The following is a 19180-nucleotide window of genomic DNA, read 5'->3' as shown; positions in this document are numbered from 1 at the left end:
CGGCCCGCAATCCCGGGCGGCGCGGCGTCAGGCGCTCCAGGCGCTGATGGCGCGCACGCTCCCTCACCCGAAGGACCACCATGGCACGATCCCGCACGCGGCCGGGACTGAAGACACTCCTCTCGCTCGTCGTCCTCCTGCTGGCCCTCGCCGGCATCCTCGCCGGCGGCACGATCGCCGGCCAGGCCTCCTGGGCGCCGAAGCTCGCGCTCGACCTTGAGGGCGGCACCCAGATGATCCTCGCGCCGAAGGTCGCCGGCGGCTCCCAGATCAACCAGGAGCAGCTCAACCAGGCTGTCGAGATCATCCGCCAGCGCGTCGACGGCTCCGGCGTCTCCGAGGCGGAGATCAGCACCCAGTCGGGCCGCAACGTCGTCGTCAGCCTGCCGGGCACCCCGTCTGCTGAGACCCGCCAGCTCATCCAGGCCTCGGCCGACATGAACTTCCGTCCCGTCCTCGTGGCCGGCAACCCTGCCGCGGTGCCTGCAGACCAGCGCACTCCCGCGGACCAGCTCCCGAAGCCGACGGCCGCACCGGCCAACGCGAGCGACACCAACTGGATCACGGCCGACGTCTACCAGCAGTTCGAGGCCCTCGACTGCACCGGGGCACTGCCGGAGACCACCCAGCGCTCCGATCCCTCCAAGCCGCTCGTCACGTGCGAGACCGCCGGGAGCGGTGCCGGCGCGGTGAAGTACATCCTCGGCCCCGTCGAGGTCCTCGGCACCGAGATCGCCGGTTCGTCGTTCCAGCTCCAGCAGGGCCGGCAGGGCGCCGTGACCAACGAGTGGGCCGTCAACATCCAGTTCAACGACTCCGGTACCGAGAAGTTCAAGGCTGTGACGCAGCGCCTCAACGGGTTCTACGTGGCGAACCAGAACGATCCGAAGGCACAGTTCGCGATCGTGCTCGACGACAAGGTCATCTCGGCGCCGCGCTCCCTCGCCGTGATCACGGATGGTCGTCCGCAGATCACCGGCAACTTCACCGAGGCAACCGCCAAGACCCTTTCCGACCAGCTCCGCTACGGGGCGCTGCCTATCAGCTTCGAGATCCAGAGCGAAGAGCAGATCTCGGCCACCCTGGGCAGCCAGCAGCTCGAGATGGGCCTGCTGGCCGGCGGAATCGGCCTCCTGCTCGTCGTCATCTACTCGCTCTTCCAGTACCGGGCGCTCGGCTTCGTCACGATTGCCTCGCTCGTTGTCGCCGGGGTCCTGACCTACCTCGCGATCGCGATCCTCGGCTGGACGGAGAACTACCGGCTCTCCCTGGCCGGCGTCGCGGGCCTCATCGTCGCGATCGGCCAGACGGCAGACTCCTTCATCGTGTACTTCGAGCGCATCCGCGACGAACTCCGCGAGGGCCGCGGCCTGGTCTCCGCCGTCGAGAACGGCTGGAAGCGTGCCAAGCGGACCGTGCTCGCGTCCAAGGCCGTGAACCTCCTCGCGGCCGTGGTGCTCTACTTCGTGGCGGTGGGCAACGTGCGCGGCTTCGCGTTCACGCTCGGCCTCACGGCGATCGCCGACCTCCTCGTCGTGTTCATGTTCACCCACCCGATGCTCCAGGTCCTCGCGCGGACCAGGTTCTTCGGCGAGGGCCATCGGTTCTCAGGCCTCGATCCCGAGCGGCTCGGCGCGGTCCCGCTGTACCGGGGAGCGGGGCGCCTGCGCGAGGCGTCGGAGGCGGCTAAGGCGAACCTCAAGCCGAAGAACGCGGCTGCTGCCCGCGAGGCCGGGCGGCGCATGACCATCGCAGAACGGCGTGCGGCCGAGGCGGAGCGGGCACGGGTCTCGTCGCCGGCGGGACGCGCCAGCCGCGCCGACGGGCGTTCCGAGGAGGAGAACTGATGTCCAACTTCTTCGCACGGTTCGGCAACGAGCTCTACACGGGCAAGCGCTCCTACGGGTTCGTCCAGAACAAGAAGATCTGGTTCGGGGTCGCGGGGATCCTGGTGCTCGCCTCGATCCTCATCCCCATCCTCGCCGGCGGATTCAACCTCGGCATCGAGTTCCGCGGGGGCAGCGAGTTCCGCGTGTCCCAGGTGTCCACGACCGATGCCCACCTCGGCGAGGCGGCAGTGACGTCGGTCGCCGCCGACAGCGCTCCACGGGCCAGCAACATCGCCCCGGGCACGATGCGCGTCCAGACCGAGCGCCTCACCGACGACCAGACCATCCAGGTCAAGGACAAGCTCGCGCAGGCCTACGGCGTCGGGGCGGACAAGGTCACGTCGTCGTTCGTCGGCCCGACCTGGGGCGCTGACGTGACCCAGCAGGCGATGATCGGGTTCGTGGTCTTCGTGCTCCTCGCCGCCGTCCTCATGGCGCTGTACTTCCGGACATGGAAGATGTCGCTCTCGGCGCTCACCGGGATGCTCGTCACCATGGTGGTCACCGGCGGCGTCTACGCGGCCAGCGGCTTCGAGGTCACCCCCTCGGCGATCATCGGCTTCCTCACGATCCTGAGCTACTCGCTCTACGACACTGTCGTGGTGTTCGACAAGATCCGGGAGAACACCGCGGACATCACGGCGTCAACCCGGCGGACCTTCGCCGAGGAGGTCAACCTCGCGGTGAACCAGACGCTGGTGCGGTCGATCAACACGATGATGGTCGCTGTCCTTCCCGTCGCGGCGATCCTGTTCATCGGTGCGGGCCTGCTCGGCGCCGGCACCCTCAGGGACCTATCGCTCGCCCTGTTCGTCGGCATCCTCATCGGCACCGCGGCGACGATCTTCATCGCCGCTCCCATGTATGCGTGGCTGCGCGAGCGCGAGCCCGAGCTCGTGAAGCAGGCGGACCGGGTGCGGTCGCGTCGGTCCACAGCGAACGCGGGCGTCTGAGCGGTTCGCCGAGGCATACACTGAGGGAATCCCGACGAGAAGTGTGGAGGTGCCGCCAGTGGTAGAGCGTCCGACGCCAGCTCAGCCCGCGGCGCCCGGCGCCGCGGACAGCGGCACGCGTGACACGACGTCGCCTGCTCCCGCCGACCCTGTGGAGGCGGCCCTCTCCGATGCGCCCGCCGGTGGCAACAGCCTCCTCGAGCGGCCCACGCTGGGCCGCCGCGACTGGACGTTCTCGCGCCTCGCCCGGCTCACCGGGCGGGGCCCGAACGCCCATTCGCCGATCCTCGAGCCCCTGCTGCGGACCGTCCGGGCCAACAACCCCCGGGAGGACTTCGACCTCATCCGGCGGGCCTACGAGGTGGCCGAGCGCAGCCACCAGGGGCAGAAGCGCAAGAGCGGCGACCCCTACATCACCCACCCCGTCGCCGTCGCCACCATCCTCGCTGAGCTCGGCATGACGGGCACGACCCTTGCGGCCGCGCTGCTGCACGATACGGTCGAGGACACCCCTTACACCCTCGACGATCTCAGGCGTGACTTCGGCCCCGAGGTCGCCATGCTGGTCGACGGAGTCACGAAGCTGGACAAGGTCCAGTTCGGTGACGCGGCCCAGTCGGAGACCGTGCGCAAGATGGTCGTGGCGATGGCCAAGGACATCAGGGTCCTCGTGATCAAGCTCGCGGACCGCCTGCACAACGCCCGCACCTGGCGGTTCGTCTCCCCGGAGTCGTCGGCGCGGAAGGCGCGCGAAACGCTCGAGATCTTCGCGCCCCTCGCGCACAGGCTCGGCATGAACACGATCAAGTGGGAGCTCGAGGACCTCTCCTTCGCCGCCCTCTACCCGAAGGTGTACGAGGAGATCGTGAGGATGGTGGGGGCACGCACCCCGGAGCGCGAGAAGCAGCTGTCGGTGATCCGCGCGCAGATCGCCGAGGACCTGCGCTCGGCGCGGATCAAGGCCGAGATCACCGGGCGCCCGAAGCACTACTACTCCATCTACCAGAAGATGATCGTCCGGCAGAAGGAGTTCGACGACATCAACGACCTCATGGGCGTGCGCGTGCTCGTGGACTCGGTCCGCGACTGCTACGCCGCCCTGGGCACGCTCCACGCGAGGTGGAACCCGCTTCCGGGCAGGTTCAAGGACTACATCGCGATGCCGAAGTTCAACATGTACCAGTCGCTCCACACGACGGTCATCGGGCCGAGCGGGAAGCCGGTCGAGATCCAGATCCGCACGCATGAGATGCACCGCCGCGCGGAGTACGGCGTCGCCGCGCACTGGAAGTACAAGAACCAGCCGAACGGGCAGAGCCACACTCCCAGCGGCAAGGCCTCCGAGATGGGCTGGCTGCGCTCGCTTGTGGACTGGCAGCAGGAGACCTCCGACCCGGGGGAGTTCCTCGACTCGCTCCGCTTCGAGATCAACGCCAAGGAAGTCTTCGTCTTCACGCCGAAGGGCGAGGTCATGGCCCTCCCGGCCGGATCGACCCCGGTCGACTTCGCATACGCCGTCCACACGGAGGTCGGCCACCGCACCATCGGCGCCCGCGTCAACGGGAAGCTGGTGCCGCTCAACAGCGAGCTGAACCACGGCGACTGGGTGGAGATCTTCACGTCGAAGGCGGAGGGAGCCGGTCCGAGCCAGGACTGGCAGCACTTCGTCAAGAGCGCCCGCGCGCGCAACAAGATCCGCCAGTGGTTCACCAAGGAGCGGCGTGAGGAGGCCATCGACAAGGGCAAGGAGCTGCTCACGCGCGCGATGCGCAAGCAGAACCTCCCGCTCCAGCGCCTCCTGAGCCACGACGCCCTCCTCGCCGTCGCGCAGGAGTTCCGCTACCAGGACATCGCCGGGCTCTACGCAGGGATCGGCGACGGCCACGCCTCTGCCCAGTCGGTCGTGGAGAAGCTCGTCGACAGCCTCGGCGGCGCCGCGGGCGCGGCCGAGGACATCGCGGAGACGATCGCCCCGACCAAGGGCAGCATCCCGCCCAAGTACTCGAACTCCGGCGTGATCGTGAAGGGCGTCGGGGACGTCTGGGTCAAGCTCGCGCGGTGCTGCACCCCCGTGCCGCCGGACCCCATCGTCGGCTTCGTCACCCGCGGTTCCGGCGTTTCCGTCCACCGCACTGACTGCACGAACATCGCGACGCTGCGGTCGGAGCCGGACAGGATGGTGGACGTCGAGTGGGCTCCGACGCAGTCGAGCGTGTTCCTCGTCGAGATCCAGGTCGAGGCCCTCGACCGCAAGAGCCTCCTCTCGGACGTGACGCGCGTGCTCTCCGACAACCACGTGAACATCCTCTCCGCGCATGTGCACACGTCCACCGACCGTCTGGCCGTCTCGCGTTTCGCGTTCGAGATGGGCGACCCGAAGTACCTCAGCCACGTGCTGAGCGCCGTGCGGCGGATCGACGGGGTCTTCGACGTGTACCGCACCACCGGCAACCGCCGGCGCACCTGAGGGGATTCACGACGCCGGCGCTCCCGCCACCCGGGCGAGGACGCGGCGCGCCCGTGCCAGGTGCGGCTGCCGTGGGAGCGCATCAAGCGCCCGCGCCACGAGACCGACTGTGAGGCCGAGCCGCGGTTGGGCGAGCATCCTGCGGAGCACCGGGACGGACACTCCGTCCTCGGAGTGGATGGCGAGGTCGACGGCGGTACGCAGCGGGCTCGTGACCCTCACCCCGGCCAGCTCGACAATGTCGAAGGGCCCGAAGTACACCTCGTGGACGAGCAGCCGATGAGCAGCACGCAGTGTGGACATGCGTCGGGAGCCGTCGACGAGGAGGACCGGCATGTCCGGCGTCCCCGCACAGCCGTAGACCCATGCGGCCGTCAGGCGGCCGACCACGGTGCGGTGGACAAGGCGCGGCGCAAGGATCGAGGAGAGACCGCGTGCCCGGAGCTCCGGAACTTCCCTGCAGTGGACCGGCACGTACGCGCCGGCGATGAGGCGGCGGAGCACGCCGTCGTGCTCCATTGCCTGGAGCTCGACAGCGGTGAACGGGCCGCCGGCGACAAGGACCGGCGGATCGGCGTCTGACGCCGGTGCGGGATGGAGCGGGGTAGGCATGGGGCCATCATGCTCACGTCCGCGCGAACCGCGCATCCCGTGCGCCACCCCTGTGGATAACGCGGGAGGGGGCCCGCAGCGCATGCTGCGGGCCCCCTCCCGGAGGCGGAACGTCGGGGCTCAGCCGAGCTCGCCCGCGGACCGCTGCAGGGTCTCGAGCCAGGCGCGGCGGGCGTCCAGGGCCTCGCGGGCCTTGGAGGCGGCACGCGCGTCGCCGGACCTCTCGGCGTCGGCGAGCTCGCCCTCGAGGGCCACGATCGACGACTCGAGCTGCGTGAGGGCGGAATCGGTGCGCGCCTTCGTCTCGGGGTCCGTCCGGCGCCAGTTCTCCTGATCCGCGTGGGCGATGGCGTCCTCGACCTTGCGCAGGCCGGCCTCGACGCGGCCCATATCTGCCCGGGGAACGCGGCCGGCCTCCTCCCAACGGTCACGGATGGACTGGAGCGACTTCTTGGCGGTCGCGAGGTCGGTGATCGGCAGGAGCTGCTGGGCCTCGGCGAGCAGCTGCTCCTTGACCTTCAGGTTGGCGGAGTACTCGCGGTCCACGGCCTCGTTCGCTGCCTGGCGGGCCTCGAAGAAGACGTTCTGCGCCGCCCGGAAACGCAGCCAGAGGGCGTCGTCGTCCTTGCGGCTCGCCCGCGGCGCGGCCTTCCACTCGTCCATGAGGCGGCGGTACTCGCCCGCGGCCCACCCCCACTCGGTGGAGGTCTGCAGCGACTCGGCCTCGGCGATGAGGCGCTCCTTGACGGACTTGGCCTGCGCGTTGAGGCTGTCCAGCTGCGAGAAGTAGGCGCGGCGGTGGCGGTCGAACTGGGTGCGCGCGGCGCGGAAGCGCTTCCAGAGGGCATCCTCGGTGGCCCTGCCCAGACGGAGCCCGGACTTCTGGGAGGTCTTCCACTCCTCGAACAGGTCGTTCATGCGGGCGCCGCTGGACTTCCACTGCGTGCGCTCCGGGTCCTGTCCGCTGATCTGCTCGGCCTCAGAGACGATGGCCTCGCGGCGGGCGAGTTCCTCTGCGCGGGCGGTCTCGTGGGCGGCCTTCTCCTGGGCTTCGGCGTCGGCGAGGGAGGCTTCGAGCGCGTCGAGGCGGCCCTCGGCGGAGCGCACGTCGCCGACCATGGCCCGCTCCGTCAGCTGCTCGCGCAGGTGCGTGACGGCCTTGCGGACGTCCGCAACCGAGGCATGGGAGCTCACGCGCTGCTCGAGCAGCGAGATCTGAGCGACGACGTCCTCGAACTTCCGCGCGAAGTAGGCAAGGGCTTCGTCGGGGGAGACCCCGGGGTACTGGCCTACCGGGTGCTCTTCGCCGTCGACCGTGAGGAAGACGTGGCCGTCACCCTCGACGCGGCCCCACTTCGCGGCCTCCGTGAGGGACACCGGCGGGGCCGGTGCCGGGGTCGGCGCCTGGGGCGCCACGACCGCGGGCGAGGCCGGCCTCGGCTTCGCCGCGAAGGCAGCGGGGGAGGGAACGGGAGCGGCCGAAGGGGCCGCGGTGTCGTCGGATTTCTGACTTTCGGTCACCGCTAGAACTCTTTCGCTTAGAGGTTGCATTTCAGGTGGCACTGCCGGCACAGCAGTCGGCACGGGCAGCCACGTCACTTCACCGTGAACGAGTCTATCGTGACAGGTGTCACCGGGGCCCCGTCCTCGCCGGCCGTGACACCGCCGGCCGCGATGGCCTGGACGGTGTCGAGGCCCGAGGTGACCTTGCCGACGACGGTGTACCCGCCGGCGCTGTCCGCAGGGATCGTGGTGTCCCGGTACACGATGAAGAACTGCTGCCCGTTGCCGTACGCATTGTTCGCCGTCCTCGCGACGGCGATGGTCCCCGCCGGGTACATCCCGTCCGCGGGGGTGTTCTCGAGCGGCCCCCACGTGTAGTCCGGCTGGGGCTGGCCCTCGGCCACCTGCCCGCACTGCAGGAGCGCGAACTGCGCGCCCGTGGTCAGCCGCGCGCACGAGCGCCCGTTGAGGGTGCCCGTCTGGGCGAGCGAGGAGAACACCGCCGCTGCCTGCGGCGCCTTCGTCCCGTCGAGCTCGACGCCGAGCGTCTTGCCGTTGAGCACGAGGTCCCCGGTGAACGTCTTCCCCGCGGCGGTCTCCGGCGAGGGGATCTGCGGCCCGTTGCTCGCGCTGGGGGAGGGGCTGGCCGAGGCCTGGTTGAGCCCGGCCTGCGCAGCGGCATAGTCCGCCGCGGTGGGATTGGAGGCGAAGACCGTCCCCTGGAGCACGGCGGCGAGCACGATGGCCCCTGCGGCCACTGCGGCCGCCATGGTGTTGTCGCGCCGGCGACGCCGCTCCTTCTCCCGGCGCAGCTCCGCCTTCGCCTCCATGAGCCGGACGCGACGGCGGTCCTCACGCACGTTCCGCTTGGCCACCGACGTCTCCTCCTACGCTCTGGCGCTTCTGGGTGGATGAGAGGCGCATAAACTTGTGCAGCAGTCAGTCTACGCACAAGGAGTTCTTCACCCATGGCACGTACCGCCTCGCTGTCCGGATTCCCCGAGTGGCTTCCGCAGGAGAGGCTCGTGGAGCTCCATGTGCTCGACACGCTCCGGCGCACCTTCGAGCTGCACGGCTTCGCCTCGATCGAGACCCGCGCCGTGGAGACGGTGGGCCAGCTCCTGCGCAAGGGCGAGATCGACAAGGAGGTCTACGGGCTCTCCCGCCTGCAGGACGACGAGGACTCGGCGTCGAAGGACGATTCGAACGCCCTCGCGCTCCACTTCGACCTCACCGTCCCGTTCGCGCGCTATGTCGTGGAGAACGCCGGGTACCTCGCGTTCCCGTTCCGGCGCTACCAGATCCAGAAGGTGTGGCGCGGCGAGCGGCCCCAGGAAGGACGCGCCCGCGAGTTCACCCAGGCTGACATCGATGTGGTGGGCGACGGCGAGCTGCCGTTCCGCTACGACGTCGAGCTCGCGCTCGTCATCGCGGAGGCCCTCTCGGCGCTCCCGATCCCGCCGTTCAGGCTGCGGGTGAACAACCGCAAGCTGGCCGAGGGGTTCTACCGGGGGATCGGCCTCACAGACACCGCCGGCGTCCTGCGGAGCATCGACAAGCTCGAGAAGGTCGGCCCAGAGAAGGTCGCCGAGCTTCTCCAGCAGGAGCTGGGCGCCACGCCCGAGCAGGCCAAGGCCGCCCTCGAGCTCGCGTCGATCCGCACCGAGGACACTTCGTTCGTGGACCAGGTGCGGGCGCTCGGCGTGCAGGACGAGCTCCTGGACGAGGGCCTCGCCGAGCTCGAGCAGGTCATCGCCGCCGCGTCCGCCGCAGCCCCGGGCAAGGTGGTCGCGGACCTGAGCATCGCCCGCGGCCTCGACTACTACACCGGCACCGTGTACGAGACGGTCCTCGTGGGCCACGAGCAGCTCGGCTCGATCTGCTCCGGCGGCCGCTACGACGCGCTGGCGACCAAGGGGAACCGCAAGTTCCCCGGCGTGGGCCTCTCGATCGGCGTCACGCGCCTCGTGTCCCGCATCCTGAGCCAGGACCTCGCGGCCGCGAGCCGCTCGGTCCCCACGGCGGTGCTGGTCACGCTCGTCGACGACGGCTCGTGGTCCGACGCCCAGCGCGTCGCCGCGCAGCTGCGCAGCAGGGGCATCCCGGTGGAGGTCGCGGCGAAGGCCGAGAAGTTCGGCAAGCAGATCAAGTACGCGGACCGCCGCGGGATCCCGTTCGTCTGGTTCTCCCACGCGGACGGCCGCCACGAGGTCAAGGACATCCGCTCCGGCGAGCAGGTCGAGGCGGATCCGGCGAGCTGGATGCCCCCCGCCCAGGACCTCGTCCCGCAGGTGGTTCCCGCCGGCCGTTAGGCGCCGGCGAGGCGCGCGCCTCAGCCGGCCCGGCGCCGTCGTGCGGCGAGCACGACGGCGCGTCCGGCCACGCCCGCCACGAGGACTCCGGCCATGACGAGGGCCGAGGTCAACGGCAGCGTGAAGGCCAGGGCGAGGCACGCCACGGCGCCGGCGGCGTTGAGCCAGCGGGGCGAATACCACGGCCGCTCGGGACGGGGAAGCGTGAGAGCCGAGGCGTTCGCCACGGCGTAGTAGACGAGCACCCCGAAGCTCGAGAAGCCGATCACGGTCAGGACGTTCCCGCCCACCACGAGCAGCACGACGACGGCGCACACCGCGAGCTCCGCCGCCCACGGGACGCTGTGCGACCCGGCGATGCGTGCGAGCGGCCCGGGCAGGTCCCCCTCGCGCGCCATGGCGAGCGAGGTGCGGCCCACCCCTGCGATCAGCGCCAGCAGCGCCCCGAGGCACGCCGCAGCCGCCCCGGCCTGGACGATCCCGCCAGCAGCGGGTCCCGCCCCCGCGACCAGGTCGTGGATCGGGGCCGCTGCATCCGCGAGCCGGGGCCCGAGGCGGGCCGAGAGGACGAGTGCGAGGCCGGCATAGAGGGCGAAGGCGCCGGCGAGTGCCCCCAGGATCGCGCGGGGGATGGTGCGGGAGGGGTCCTTCACCTCCTCGCCCAGCGTCGCGATGCGCGCGTAGCCGGCGAAGGCGAAGAACAGCACCCCCGCGGCGGTCAGCACGCCGAGGGGACCCGGCCCGGCGCCGTCGTGCGCGCGGGGGAGGGCCTCGCCCGGGGCAGGCTGCGCGAGCCCTGCCACTGCGGCGAAGGCCAGGACGGCGAGGACGACGGCGAGGAGCACCTTCGTGACCAGGGCCGTCCGGGTGATCCCGGCCAGGTTGACCCCGGTCAGCGCCACGACAGCGGCCACCGCGACGGGCACCGCATGCTCGGGCGCGACATAGTGCGCGAATGTGAGGGCCATCGCCGCGCACGAGGCGCTCTTGCCCGTGACGAAGCCCCAGCCGGCGAGGAAGCCCGCCCAGGGGCCGAGCCGTTCCCGGCCGTAGACATAGGTGCCACCGCTCGAGGGGTACTTGGCCGCGAGCGCCGCCGAGGCGACCGCATTCGCGCACGCGACGGCGCCGGCGAGGAGGAGCGAGAGCAGCAGCAGCGGGCCCGCGAGCGCTGCCGCCGGGCCGAAGACGGCGAAGACGCCGGCCCCCAGCATGGAGCCGAGGCCGATGGCCGTCGCGTCGAGAGTTCCAAGGCGTCGGCCGAGGCGGGGGGCGGGCGGCACGGGACCTCCGGGTAAACTCGATGCGAACCACTGTCGATCCTAGTGAAGGAAGACCTTTGCTGCGCACACACGGCCTCGGGACACTGCGCCCCGAGCACATTGGCCAGACCGTCACCCTCGCGGGCTGGGTAGCCCGCCGCCGCGACCACGGCGGGGTGGCCTTCGTGGACCTCCGCGACTCCACGGGCGTGTCGCAGATCGTGGTCCGCGAGGAGGAGGTCTTCCACGGCCTGCGCAACGAGTTCGTGCTGCAGGTCACCGGAACAGTCGAGCGCCGCCCCGAGGGCAACGAGAACCCGCAGCTCGCCACCGGCGAGATCGAGGTCATCGCCGAGAAGGTCGAGGTCCTCAACACCGCCGACCCGCTCCCGTTCCAGGTGGACGAGCACGTCGAGGTCGGCGAGGAGGCGCGCCTGCGCCACCGCTACCTGGACCTCCGACGCCCAGGCCCGGCCCGCGCCATGCGCCTGCGCTCGGAGGCGAACCGCGTGGCCCGCGAGCTCCTGCACGGCGAGGACTTCCTCGAGGTCGAGACCCCGACGCTGACCCGCTCGACCCCCGAGGGCGCCCGGGACTTCCTCGTGCCCGCGCGCCTCGCGCCGGGCTCGTGGTACGCGCTCCCGCAGTCCCCGCAGCTGTTCAAGCAGCTCCTGCAGGTGGGCGGGATCGAGAAGTACTTCCAGATCGCCCGCTGCTACCGGGACGAGGACTTCCGTGCCGACCGGCAGCCGGAGTTCACGCAGCTGGACATCGAGGCCAGCTTCGTTGAGCAGGACGACATCATCGCGCTCGGCGAGCGGATCGTGTCCGCGCTGTGGAAGCTCATCGACGTCGAGATCCCGACTCCGATCCGGCGCATGACCTACGCCGAGGCCATGGCGAAGTACGGCTCCGACAAGCCGGACCTCCGCTTCGGGCTCGAGCTCACGGACCTCACCGAGTACTTCAAGGACACGACGTTCGGCGTGTTCAAGGCACCGTACGTCGGAGCAGTGGTCATGCCCGGCGGCGCCTCGCAGCCGCGCCGCACGCTCGACGCGTGGCAGGAGTGGGCCAAGCAGCGTGGCGCCAAGGGCCTCGCATACGTCCTGTACAAGGAGGACGGCGAGCTCGCCGGGCCGGTCGCGAAGAACCTGACCGACGCCGAGCGCGCGGGCCTCGCCGCGGCCGTCGGCGCGAACCCGGGCGACTGCATCTTCTTCGCCGCGGGCGCCAAGGATGACGCGCGCGCCCTTCTCGGCGCAGCGCGCGTCGAGATCGGCCACCGCACCGGCCTCATCGACCCCAAGGACTGGGCGTTCGTGTGGGTGGTGGACGCGCCCCTGTTCGAGCCGGCGGCGAACGCGGCCGCCTCGGGCGACGTCGCCCTCGGCTACTCGGCGTGGACAGCCGTGCACCACGCCTTCACGTCGCCCAAGCCCGAGTTCATGGACACGTTCGACGAGGAGCCCGGCGAGGCCCTCGCCTACGCCTACGACATCGTGTGCAACGGCAACGAGATCGGCGGAGGGTCGATCCGTATCCACCGCCGCGACGTCCAGGAGCGCGTGTTCAAGGTCATGGGCATCGACCACGACGAGGCGCAGGAGAAGTTCGGCTTCCTCCTCGAGGGATTCAAGTACGGCGCCCCGCCGCACGGCGGCATCGCCTTCGGGTGGGACCGTGTCGTCGCCCTGCTCGCGGGCGTGGAGTCGATCCGGGAGGTCATCGCCTTCCCGAAGACCGGCGGCGGCTACGACCCGCTCACCGCGGCCCCTGCCCCGATCACCCCTGAGCAGCGCAAGGAGGCCGGCGTCGACGCCAAGCCCGAGCCGAAGAAGCCCGAGGCGTAGGCGAGGCAGCGCAGTGTGAATCGTCCTCGTCCCACGCGGTAGCGTAGGGGCGATGGAAGATCTGTTCGGGTCGGAGCCTGTCGCTGGCGAACCCTCGTCCGCCCGCGCGGCGGCCGAGGCCCAGCGCGGGCCGCTCGCGGTGCGCATGCGGCCCCGCAGCGTCGACGAGGTTGTGGGCCAGCAGCATCTGCTCGGCGAGGGCTCGCCCCTGCGGCAGCTCGCCGCTGGCGCCGCGGGCTCGGGGCCGACCGGCCCCAGCTCGGTCATCCTCTGGGGCCCTCCGGGCACCGGCAAGACCACGCTCGCCCACGTGATCGCCCGCGGACCCGGCCGGAAGTTCGTCGAGCTCTCCGCCATCACCGCGGGCGTCAAGGACGTCCGGCGCGTCATGGACGAGGCGCTCACCGCCCGTGACCTGCACCGGACCACCACGGTCCTGTTCCTCGACGAGATCCACCGGTTCACCAAGGCCCAGCAGGACGCGCTCCTGCCGGGCGTCGAGAACCGGTGGGTCGTGCTCGTCGCGGCAACCACGGAGAACCCGTCGTTCAGCGTCGTCTCCCCGCTGCTGTCCCGCTCGCTGCTCCTCACCCTCAAGCCGCTCACGGACGAGGACATCCGGGGCCTCGTGGAGCGCGCAGTGACGGACCCGCGGGGGCTGGCCAGCGCCGTCGTGCTCGCGGACGACGCCGCCGAGCACCTCGTGCGGCTGGCCGGCGGGGACGCCCGGCGCGCCCTGACCGCGCTCGAGGCCGCCGCCGCCGTCGCGCTCAACCAGGCAGGCGTGGGCGGGGACGGGCCCGTCACCATCGAGCTTGCGCACACCGAGAAGGCCGTCGACGCCCACGCCGTCCGCTATGACCGCGCGGGCGACATGCACTATGACGTCGTGAGCGCGTTCATCAAGTCGATCCGCGGCTCGGACGTCGACGCCGCGCTGCACTACCTCGCGCGCATGGTCGAGGCCGGGGAGGACCCGCGCTTCATCGCGCGGCGCATCATCATCTCGGCTGCCGAGGACATCGGCATGGCCGACCCGACCGCACTCCAGACCGCGGTCGCCGCGGCCCAGGCTGTCCAGCTGATCGGGATGCCCGAAGGCCGGATCGTGCTGGCAGAGGCCGTGGTGCACCTCGCCACCGCGCCGAAGTCCAACGCCGCCTACATGGGCATCAACGCCGCGATCGCGGACGTGCGCGCCGGACTCGGCACGGGCATTCCGCCCCACCTGCGCGATGCGCACTACGCCGGCGCGCAGCGGCTGGGCCACGGCAAGGGCTACGCGTATGCCCACGACGCGCCGCACTCGGTGGCGCGCCAGCAGTACCCGCCGGACGACCTGGTCGGCAAGGACTACTACCTCCCGACGGGCAACGGGGCGGAGCGCGAGCTGCAGGCCCGCGTCGAGCGGCTGCGCGGAATCGTCCGCGGCTCCTAGGCCGTGTTAGAGTTGACGCTCGTCTGGCACGACTGGGACGCCCCTCGATGTGGCGCGTCCCGTCGGCAGCAGGAGGCAGTCGCGGGCCAACGCTCTCCACATCCGGAGGCCAGGATTTCCATCGCCGCGGCAGTATGAAAGGACACACGTGTCGAGCACTCGTGCCCGCCGTCAGACGCGCCTCTCGCGCTCTCTCGGCCTCGCCCTCACCCCCAAGGCCGCCAAGTACATGGAGCGCCGCCCGTACGGCCCCGGTGAGCACGGCCGCGCCCGCAAGAAGCAGGACTCGGACTACGCCGTCCGCCTCCGCGAGAAGCAGCGCCTCCGCGCCCAGTACGGCATCCGCGAGGCGCAGATGACCCGCGCCTTCGAGGAGGCCAAGCGCACCAAGGGCCTCACCGGTGAGAACCTCATCGAGCTCCTCGAGATGCGTCTCGACGCCCTCGTGCTCCGTGCCGGCTTTGCCCGCACGATCGCCCAGGCCCGCCAGCTCGTCGTGCACCGCCACATCACGGTGGACGGCAAGCGTGTCGACCGTCCGTCGTTCCGCGTCGCCGAGGGCCAGCTCATCGGCGTCCACGAGCGCTCCGAGACGATGACGCCGTTCCAGGTCGCCGCTGCCGGCGCCCACCGCGACGTCCTCCCGGCCGTTCCCGGCTACCTCGACGTCAAGCTCGAGGCCCTCCAGGCCCGCCTCGTGCGCCGTCCGAAGCGCTCCGAGGTCCCCGTGACCTGCGAAGAGCAGCTCGTCGTCGAGTACTACGCCCGCTGATCCCGCTCCGTCCCCCGACGGGGGACGGACGGGCTGCACGCAAGGAGCCCGCGGCGCGCGCCGCGGGCTCCTTGCGTGTGTAAGGTAGCCAGAGGGTCCGCACCTGTCGCGGAAATCGGGGGAGGAAGAAGAGGTGGAATCCGTGTCCGGAGGGGATATCGCTGGGCTCATCGCCGCAGGCGTGTTCGCCGTCCTCGTGGCGCTGCTGGCCGTGCCGATCCTGAAGCTCGGGAGGGTCCTGGACGAGCTCCGCGGTTCCATCCGCACGCTCGCGGACGGCGCCACACCGCTCATGGACGAGGTCACCGCGACCGTCACGACGGCGCACGGCGAGCTCAAGAGGGTCGATGTGATCGCGGAGAACGTGTCCGACACGACGGCCAACGTCTCTGCCCTGTCGTCACTCGTCGCCGCGACTGTCGGGTCCCCGCTCGTGAAGGTCGCCGCGTTCTCGTACGGCGTCCGCTCCGCCCTCTCCCAGCCGCAGCGCGGCGCCCGCCGGTCCGGCCGGCGGAGCCGCTGATAAGCAGACGAAGGAACCCACCACGTGAAGCGCATTGTCTGGCTCGGGGTCGGCGTGGCCCTTGGGGTCATCGCCTACCAGAAGATCACCGAGGCCCGCTCGCTGGCCTCGCCCGGCGGCCTGAACCGTGCCGTCGCCTCCCTCGCCGACAGCGTGGCCCACTTCGCCGACCAGGTGAGGGCGGGCATGGGCGAGCGCGAGGCGGAGCTGCGCAGGGGGCTCGGGCTCGAGGCCTAGCCCGGACGCCTAGAATTGATGGAGGCGCCCGCCCGCAGGGGAGGGGCGCATGCTCGGCGCGGACGCACCGCGCCCGCAACTTTGCGGAAGGTTGAAGCACACGCACATGAAGTCGCACGAGATCACCCGGCGCTGGGTCGACTACTTCGTCAGCAAGGGGCACACGGCCGTGCCCTCGGCGTCGCTCGTCTCCAGCGATCCGTCCCTGCTGTTCACCGTCGCGGGCATGGTCCCCTTCATCCCGTACCTCACCGCGCGCGAGGAGCCGCCGTACAGCCGGGCGACCAGCGTGCAGAAGTGCATCCGCACGGGGGACATCGAGGAGGTCGGCAGGACCGCCCGCCACGGCACGTTCTTCCAGATGTGCGGGAACTTCTCCTTCGGCGACTACTTCAAGGAGGACGCGATCACGTTCGCGTTCGACCTCCTGACCAAGAGCGTCGACGACGGCGGGTACGGACTGCCGGCTGAGAAGCTCTGGGTCACGGTCTACGAGGAGGACGACGAGGCGGCGAGCCTCTGGGTCAAGCACACCTCCATCCCGGCCGAGCGCATCCAGCGGATGGGCAAGAAGGACAACTACTGGCACACGGGCCAGGCCGGCCCCGCGGGCCCCTGCTCCGAAATCTACTATGACCGAGGCCCTGCCTACGGGGTCGAGGGCGGCCCCGTGGCCGACGACAACCGCTACATCGAGATCTGGAACCTCGTGTTCATGCAGTACCAGATCGACGACGTGCGCTCGAAGACCGACTTCACGGTCCTGGGCGAGCTGCCCAAGAAGAACATCGACACGGGCCTCGGCATGGAGCGCCTCGCGATGATCCTCCAGGGCGTCGAGAACATGTACGAGACCGATCAGGTCCGCCCCGTGATCGACAAGGCCGCCGAGCTCTCGGGCAGGGAGTACACCTCTGCGGAGTCCGACGAGGACCCCCACCACGCCGACGATGTCCGCATGCGCGTCGTGGCCGACCACGTGCGCAGCGCACTGATGCTCATCGCCGACGGCGTCACGCCGTCGAACGAGGGGCGCGGGTACGTCCTGCGCCGCCTCATCCGGCGGGCCGTCCGGGCCATGCGGCTCCTCGGGATGGAGAAGCCCGTCCTCCCCGAGCTCCTCCCCGCCTCGCGGGACGCGATGAAGGGCGTCTACCCGCAGGTCGAGAAGGACTTCGACCGGATCAGCCGGATCGCCTACGGCGAGGAGAAGGCGTTCCTGCGGACCATCGCCGCGGGCACCGCCCGCCTCGACGAGGCCGTCACGCTTTCCAAGGCCCAGGGCTCGCCGCTCTCGGGCGAGGAGGCCTTCACGCTGCATGACACCTACGGCTTCCCGATCGACCTCACCCTCGAGATGGCCGAGGAAGCGGGAGTCACGGTCGACGAGGCCGGGTTCCGCGCGCTCATGGAGGACCAGCGCCAGCGCGCCCGCAAGGACGCCAAGGAGAAGAAGAGCGGCCACGCCGACCTCAGCGTCTTCCAGGAACTCCATGGCGCCGGCGACACCGTCTTCACCGGCTACACCGAGCTCGACGGCGAATCCCGCATCCGCGGCCTCGTGGCCGCAGGCTCCCGCGTCGACCGCGCCGGCAGCGGCGAGGAAGTCGAGATCGTCCTCGAGGAGACCCCGTTCTACGCCGAGGCCGGCGGCCAGGCGGCCGACACTGGCCTCATCACGGGCGACGGCTTCGTCGTCGAAGTGCTCGATGTCCAGCGGCCCATCAAGGGCCTGAGCGTGCACAAGGCCATTGTGCGCGAAGGCGAGCTGAACGCCGACGCCGTCGTGCGCACCACCGTTGACCGCGAGCGGCGCCACGGCGCCGAGCAGGCGCACACCGCGACGCACCTCGTGCACGCGGCCCTGCGCCAGATCCTGGGCCCGGAGGCCGTCCAGAGGGGCTCCTTCAACAAGGCCGGGTACCTGCGCTTCGACTTCGCCTGGGGCGAGCAGCTCTCGGGCGCGGCCCGGAGCGAGATCGAGGAGGTCGCCAACCTCGCGATCCGGGACAACTTCATGGTGAACACAGCCGAGATGCCTCTCGCCGAGGCCAGGGCCGCAGGCGCGATGGCGCTCTTCGGCGAGAACTACGGCTCGCGCGTGCGGGTCGTCGAGATCAACGGCCCGTGGTCGATGGAGCTCTGCGGCGGCACGCACGTCGACACGACCGCGCTCATCGGCTCGCTCACGCTGCTCGGGGAGCAGTCCGTCGGCTCGGGCAACCGCCGCGTGGAGGCGTTCGTCGGCCTCGACGCGTTCCGCCACCAGGCCGCGGAGCGGGCGCTGGTCTCGGAGCTGACGGAGATCTTCAAGGTGCCGTCCGCGCAGCTCACCGAGCGCGTCTCTGCAACCCTCGAGAAGCTCAAGGCAGCCGAGAAGGAGCTCGAGCGGCTCCGCAAGGAGAAGCTGCAGGCCGCGGCTGCCTCGCTGGTGGGCTCTGCGAAGGACGTCGCCGGTGTTCGCCTCATCACGCACGACGCCGGTGAGCTGGGTTCCGCTGACGAGCTGCGGGGCCTCGCGCTCGACCTCCGGGCGCGGCTCGGCAGCGGTTCGCCCGCCGCCGTTGCCGTGGCAGGCGTCGCCAAGGGGCGGCCCGCGGTCCTCGTCGCGACGAACGAGGAGGCCCGCGCGGAAGGCGTCAAGGCCGGCGCGCTGGTGCGCGTCGCAGCCAGCGTGCTCGGCGGAGGCGGCGGCGGCAAGGACGATATCGCCCAGGGCGGCGGTACCGACCCGTCCAAGATCGTCGAGGCGCTCTCGGCCGTCGCTGCAGCCGTGGCGCAGCGCTGACGGCGGGCGCCTATGGCCACCGCTGAAGGCATGGTGTCGGAAGGATTCAGGCGCGGAGTACGCCTGGGAGTCGACGTGGGCACGGTGCGCGTCGGCGTCGCGGTGTGCGACGCCGACGGTATCCTGCCGACGCCGCTGAAGACCCTCGCGCGGGATCCGAAGCGCAACAGCGACATCAAGGTGCTCGTGCGCGAGGTGCTCGAACGCGGCGCCGTCGAGGTCTATGTGGGCCTGCCGCGCACCCTGGCAGGCGCGGAGACAGCGTCGGCGGCACTCGCGCGCGGCGTCGCAGAGCTGCTCGCGGACCGGCTGGCCGACGCCGGCGCCGGATGCGAGGTCCGGCTGGTGGACGAACGGTTCTCGACCGTCGAGGCCCACCGGACCCTCCACGCAGCTGGCCTCGACTCGCGTGAGCATCGTAGAGTGGTGGACCAAGTGGCCGCCGTGGGCATCCTCCAGCACGCGCTGGACCTCCTCAGAGGGCGCGGCGAAGCGGGGACTGCAGTGATGGCCCGCAGTCCGCGGAATGGGGAAATCCGTGGCGACGACTCGGATATGAGAGGCTAGCAAG

The 19180-nt window shown here is 70.7% G+C and carries 15 protein-coding genes; 11 read left to right on the top strand and 4 right to left on the bottom strand.

From position 1 onward, the window contains the following. Positions 1-80 precede the first annotated feature (80 nt). From secD to ACQ5BE_RS02200, 3 genes are all read left to right on the top strand, one after another. On the top strand, positions 81-1847 hold the full coding sequence (gene secD / locus ACQ5BE_RS02210) for a protein translocase subunit SecD (protein ID WP_430295293.1): 1767 nt from the start codon (positions 81-83) through the stop codon (positions 1845-1847). Next, positions 1847-2842, top strand: a complete 996-nt coding sequence (secF, locus tag ACQ5BE_RS02205) for a protein translocase subunit SecF (protein ID WP_430295292.1) — start codon at positions 1847-1849, stop codon at positions 2840-2842. Before secD ends, secF begins: the two co-directional genes overlap by 1 nt. A 211-nt stretch (positions 2843-3053) precedes the next feature. Then, a complete protein-coding gene (locus tag ACQ5BE_RS02200) occupies positions 3054-5309 on the top strand; it encodes a RelA/SpoT family protein (RefSeq protein WP_255405759.1) in 2256 nt (751 codons plus the stop codon). Positions 5310-5315: 6 nt separating this feature from the next. Here ACQ5BE_RS02200 and ACQ5BE_RS02195 read toward each other — a convergent pair whose 3' ends face one another. The 3 genes from ACQ5BE_RS02195 to ACQ5BE_RS02185 all read right to left on the bottom strand — a co-directional run bounded on the left by ACQ5BE_RS02195 (position 5316) and on the right by ACQ5BE_RS02185 (position 8254). Continuing rightward, on the bottom strand, positions 5316-5921 hold the full coding sequence (locus ACQ5BE_RS02195; RefSeq protein ID WP_430295291.1) for a hypothetical protein: 606 nt from the start codon (positions 5919-5921) through the stop codon (positions 5316-5318). A 120-nt stretch (positions 5922-6041) separates the two neighbouring features. Further along, the gene (locus tag ACQ5BE_RS02190) at positions 6042-7472 is read right to left on the bottom strand and encodes a DUF349 domain-containing protein (protein ID WP_430295290.1); all 1431 of its coding nucleotides are present in this window, start codon (positions 7470-7472) and stop codon (positions 6042-6044) included. 44 nt (positions 7473-7516) lie between these two features. Beyond that, positions 7517-8254, bottom strand: a complete 738-nt coding sequence (locus ACQ5BE_RS02185; RefSeq protein WP_430295759.1) for a peptidylprolyl isomerase — start codon at positions 8252-8254, stop codon at positions 7517-7519. Positions 8255-8392: 138 nt separating this feature from the next. Between ACQ5BE_RS02185 and hisS the strand changes: the two genes are divergently transcribed. Next, on the top strand, positions 8393-9736 hold the full coding sequence (hisS, locus tag ACQ5BE_RS02180; protein WP_430295289.1) for a histidine--tRNA ligase: 1344 nt from the start codon (positions 8393-8395) through the stop codon (positions 9734-9736). Positions 9737-9756: 20 nt separating this feature from the next. Here hisS and ACQ5BE_RS02175 read toward each other — a convergent pair whose 3' ends face one another. Continuing rightward, positions 9757-11019, bottom strand: coding sequence for an APC family permease (locus ACQ5BE_RS02175; protein ID WP_430295288.1), 1263 nt, complete (start codon positions 11017-11019; stop codon positions 9757-9759). Positions 11020-11075: 56 nt separating this feature from the next. Here ACQ5BE_RS02175 and aspS point away from each other — a divergent pair, with 56 nt between their 5' ends. The 7 genes from aspS to ruvX all read left to right on the top strand — a co-directional run bounded on the left by aspS (position 11076) and on the right by ruvX (position 19176). Next, on the top strand, positions 11076-12851 hold the full coding sequence (gene aspS / locus ACQ5BE_RS02170; protein WP_430295287.1) for an aspartate--tRNA ligase: 1776 nt from the start codon (positions 11076-11078) through the stop codon (positions 12849-12851). A 52-nt stretch (positions 12852-12903) separates the two neighbouring features. Continuing rightward, positions 12904-14289 (top strand): replication-associated recombination protein A, encoded by a 1386-nt coding sequence (locus ACQ5BE_RS02165; RefSeq protein WP_430295286.1) that lies wholly within the window; start codon positions 12904-12906, stop codon positions 14287-14289. 148 nt (positions 14290-14437) lie between these two features. Then, a complete protein-coding gene (gene rpsD, locus ACQ5BE_RS02160) occupies positions 14438-15061 on the top strand; it encodes a 30S ribosomal protein S4 (protein WP_208712638.1) in 624 nt (207 codons plus the stop codon). Positions 15062-15203: 142 nt separating this feature from the next. Further along, a complete protein-coding gene (locus ACQ5BE_RS02155) occupies positions 15204-15584 on the top strand; it encodes a DUF948 domain-containing protein (RefSeq protein ID WP_208712981.1) in 381 nt (126 codons plus the stop codon). 24 nt (positions 15585-15608) lie between these two features. Beyond that, positions 15609-15821 (top strand): hypothetical protein, encoded by a 213-nt coding sequence (locus tag ACQ5BE_RS02150; RefSeq protein WP_344298229.1) that lies wholly within the window; start codon positions 15609-15611, stop codon positions 15819-15821. Between the two features lie 106 nt (positions 15822-15927). Continuing rightward, a complete protein-coding gene (alaS, locus tag ACQ5BE_RS02145; protein WP_430295285.1) occupies positions 15928-18609 on the top strand; it encodes an alanine--tRNA ligase in 2682 nt (893 codons plus the stop codon). 12 nt (positions 18610-18621) lie between these two features. Continuing rightward, complete coding sequence (gene ruvX, locus ACQ5BE_RS02140; RefSeq protein WP_430295284.1) at positions 18622-19176, top strand: Holliday junction resolvase RuvX; 555 nt, start codon at positions 18622-18624, stop codon at positions 19174-19176. Positions 19177-19180 lie beyond the last annotated feature (4 nt).

The sequence above is a fragment of the Sinomonas sp. B1-1 genome, assembly GCF_050474465.1.
Taxonomy (GTDB): Bacteria; Actinomycetota; Actinomycetes; order Actinomycetales; family Micrococcaceae; genus Sinomonas; species Sinomonas flava.
This window is presented reverse-complemented; position numbering and strand designations above follow the sequence as displayed.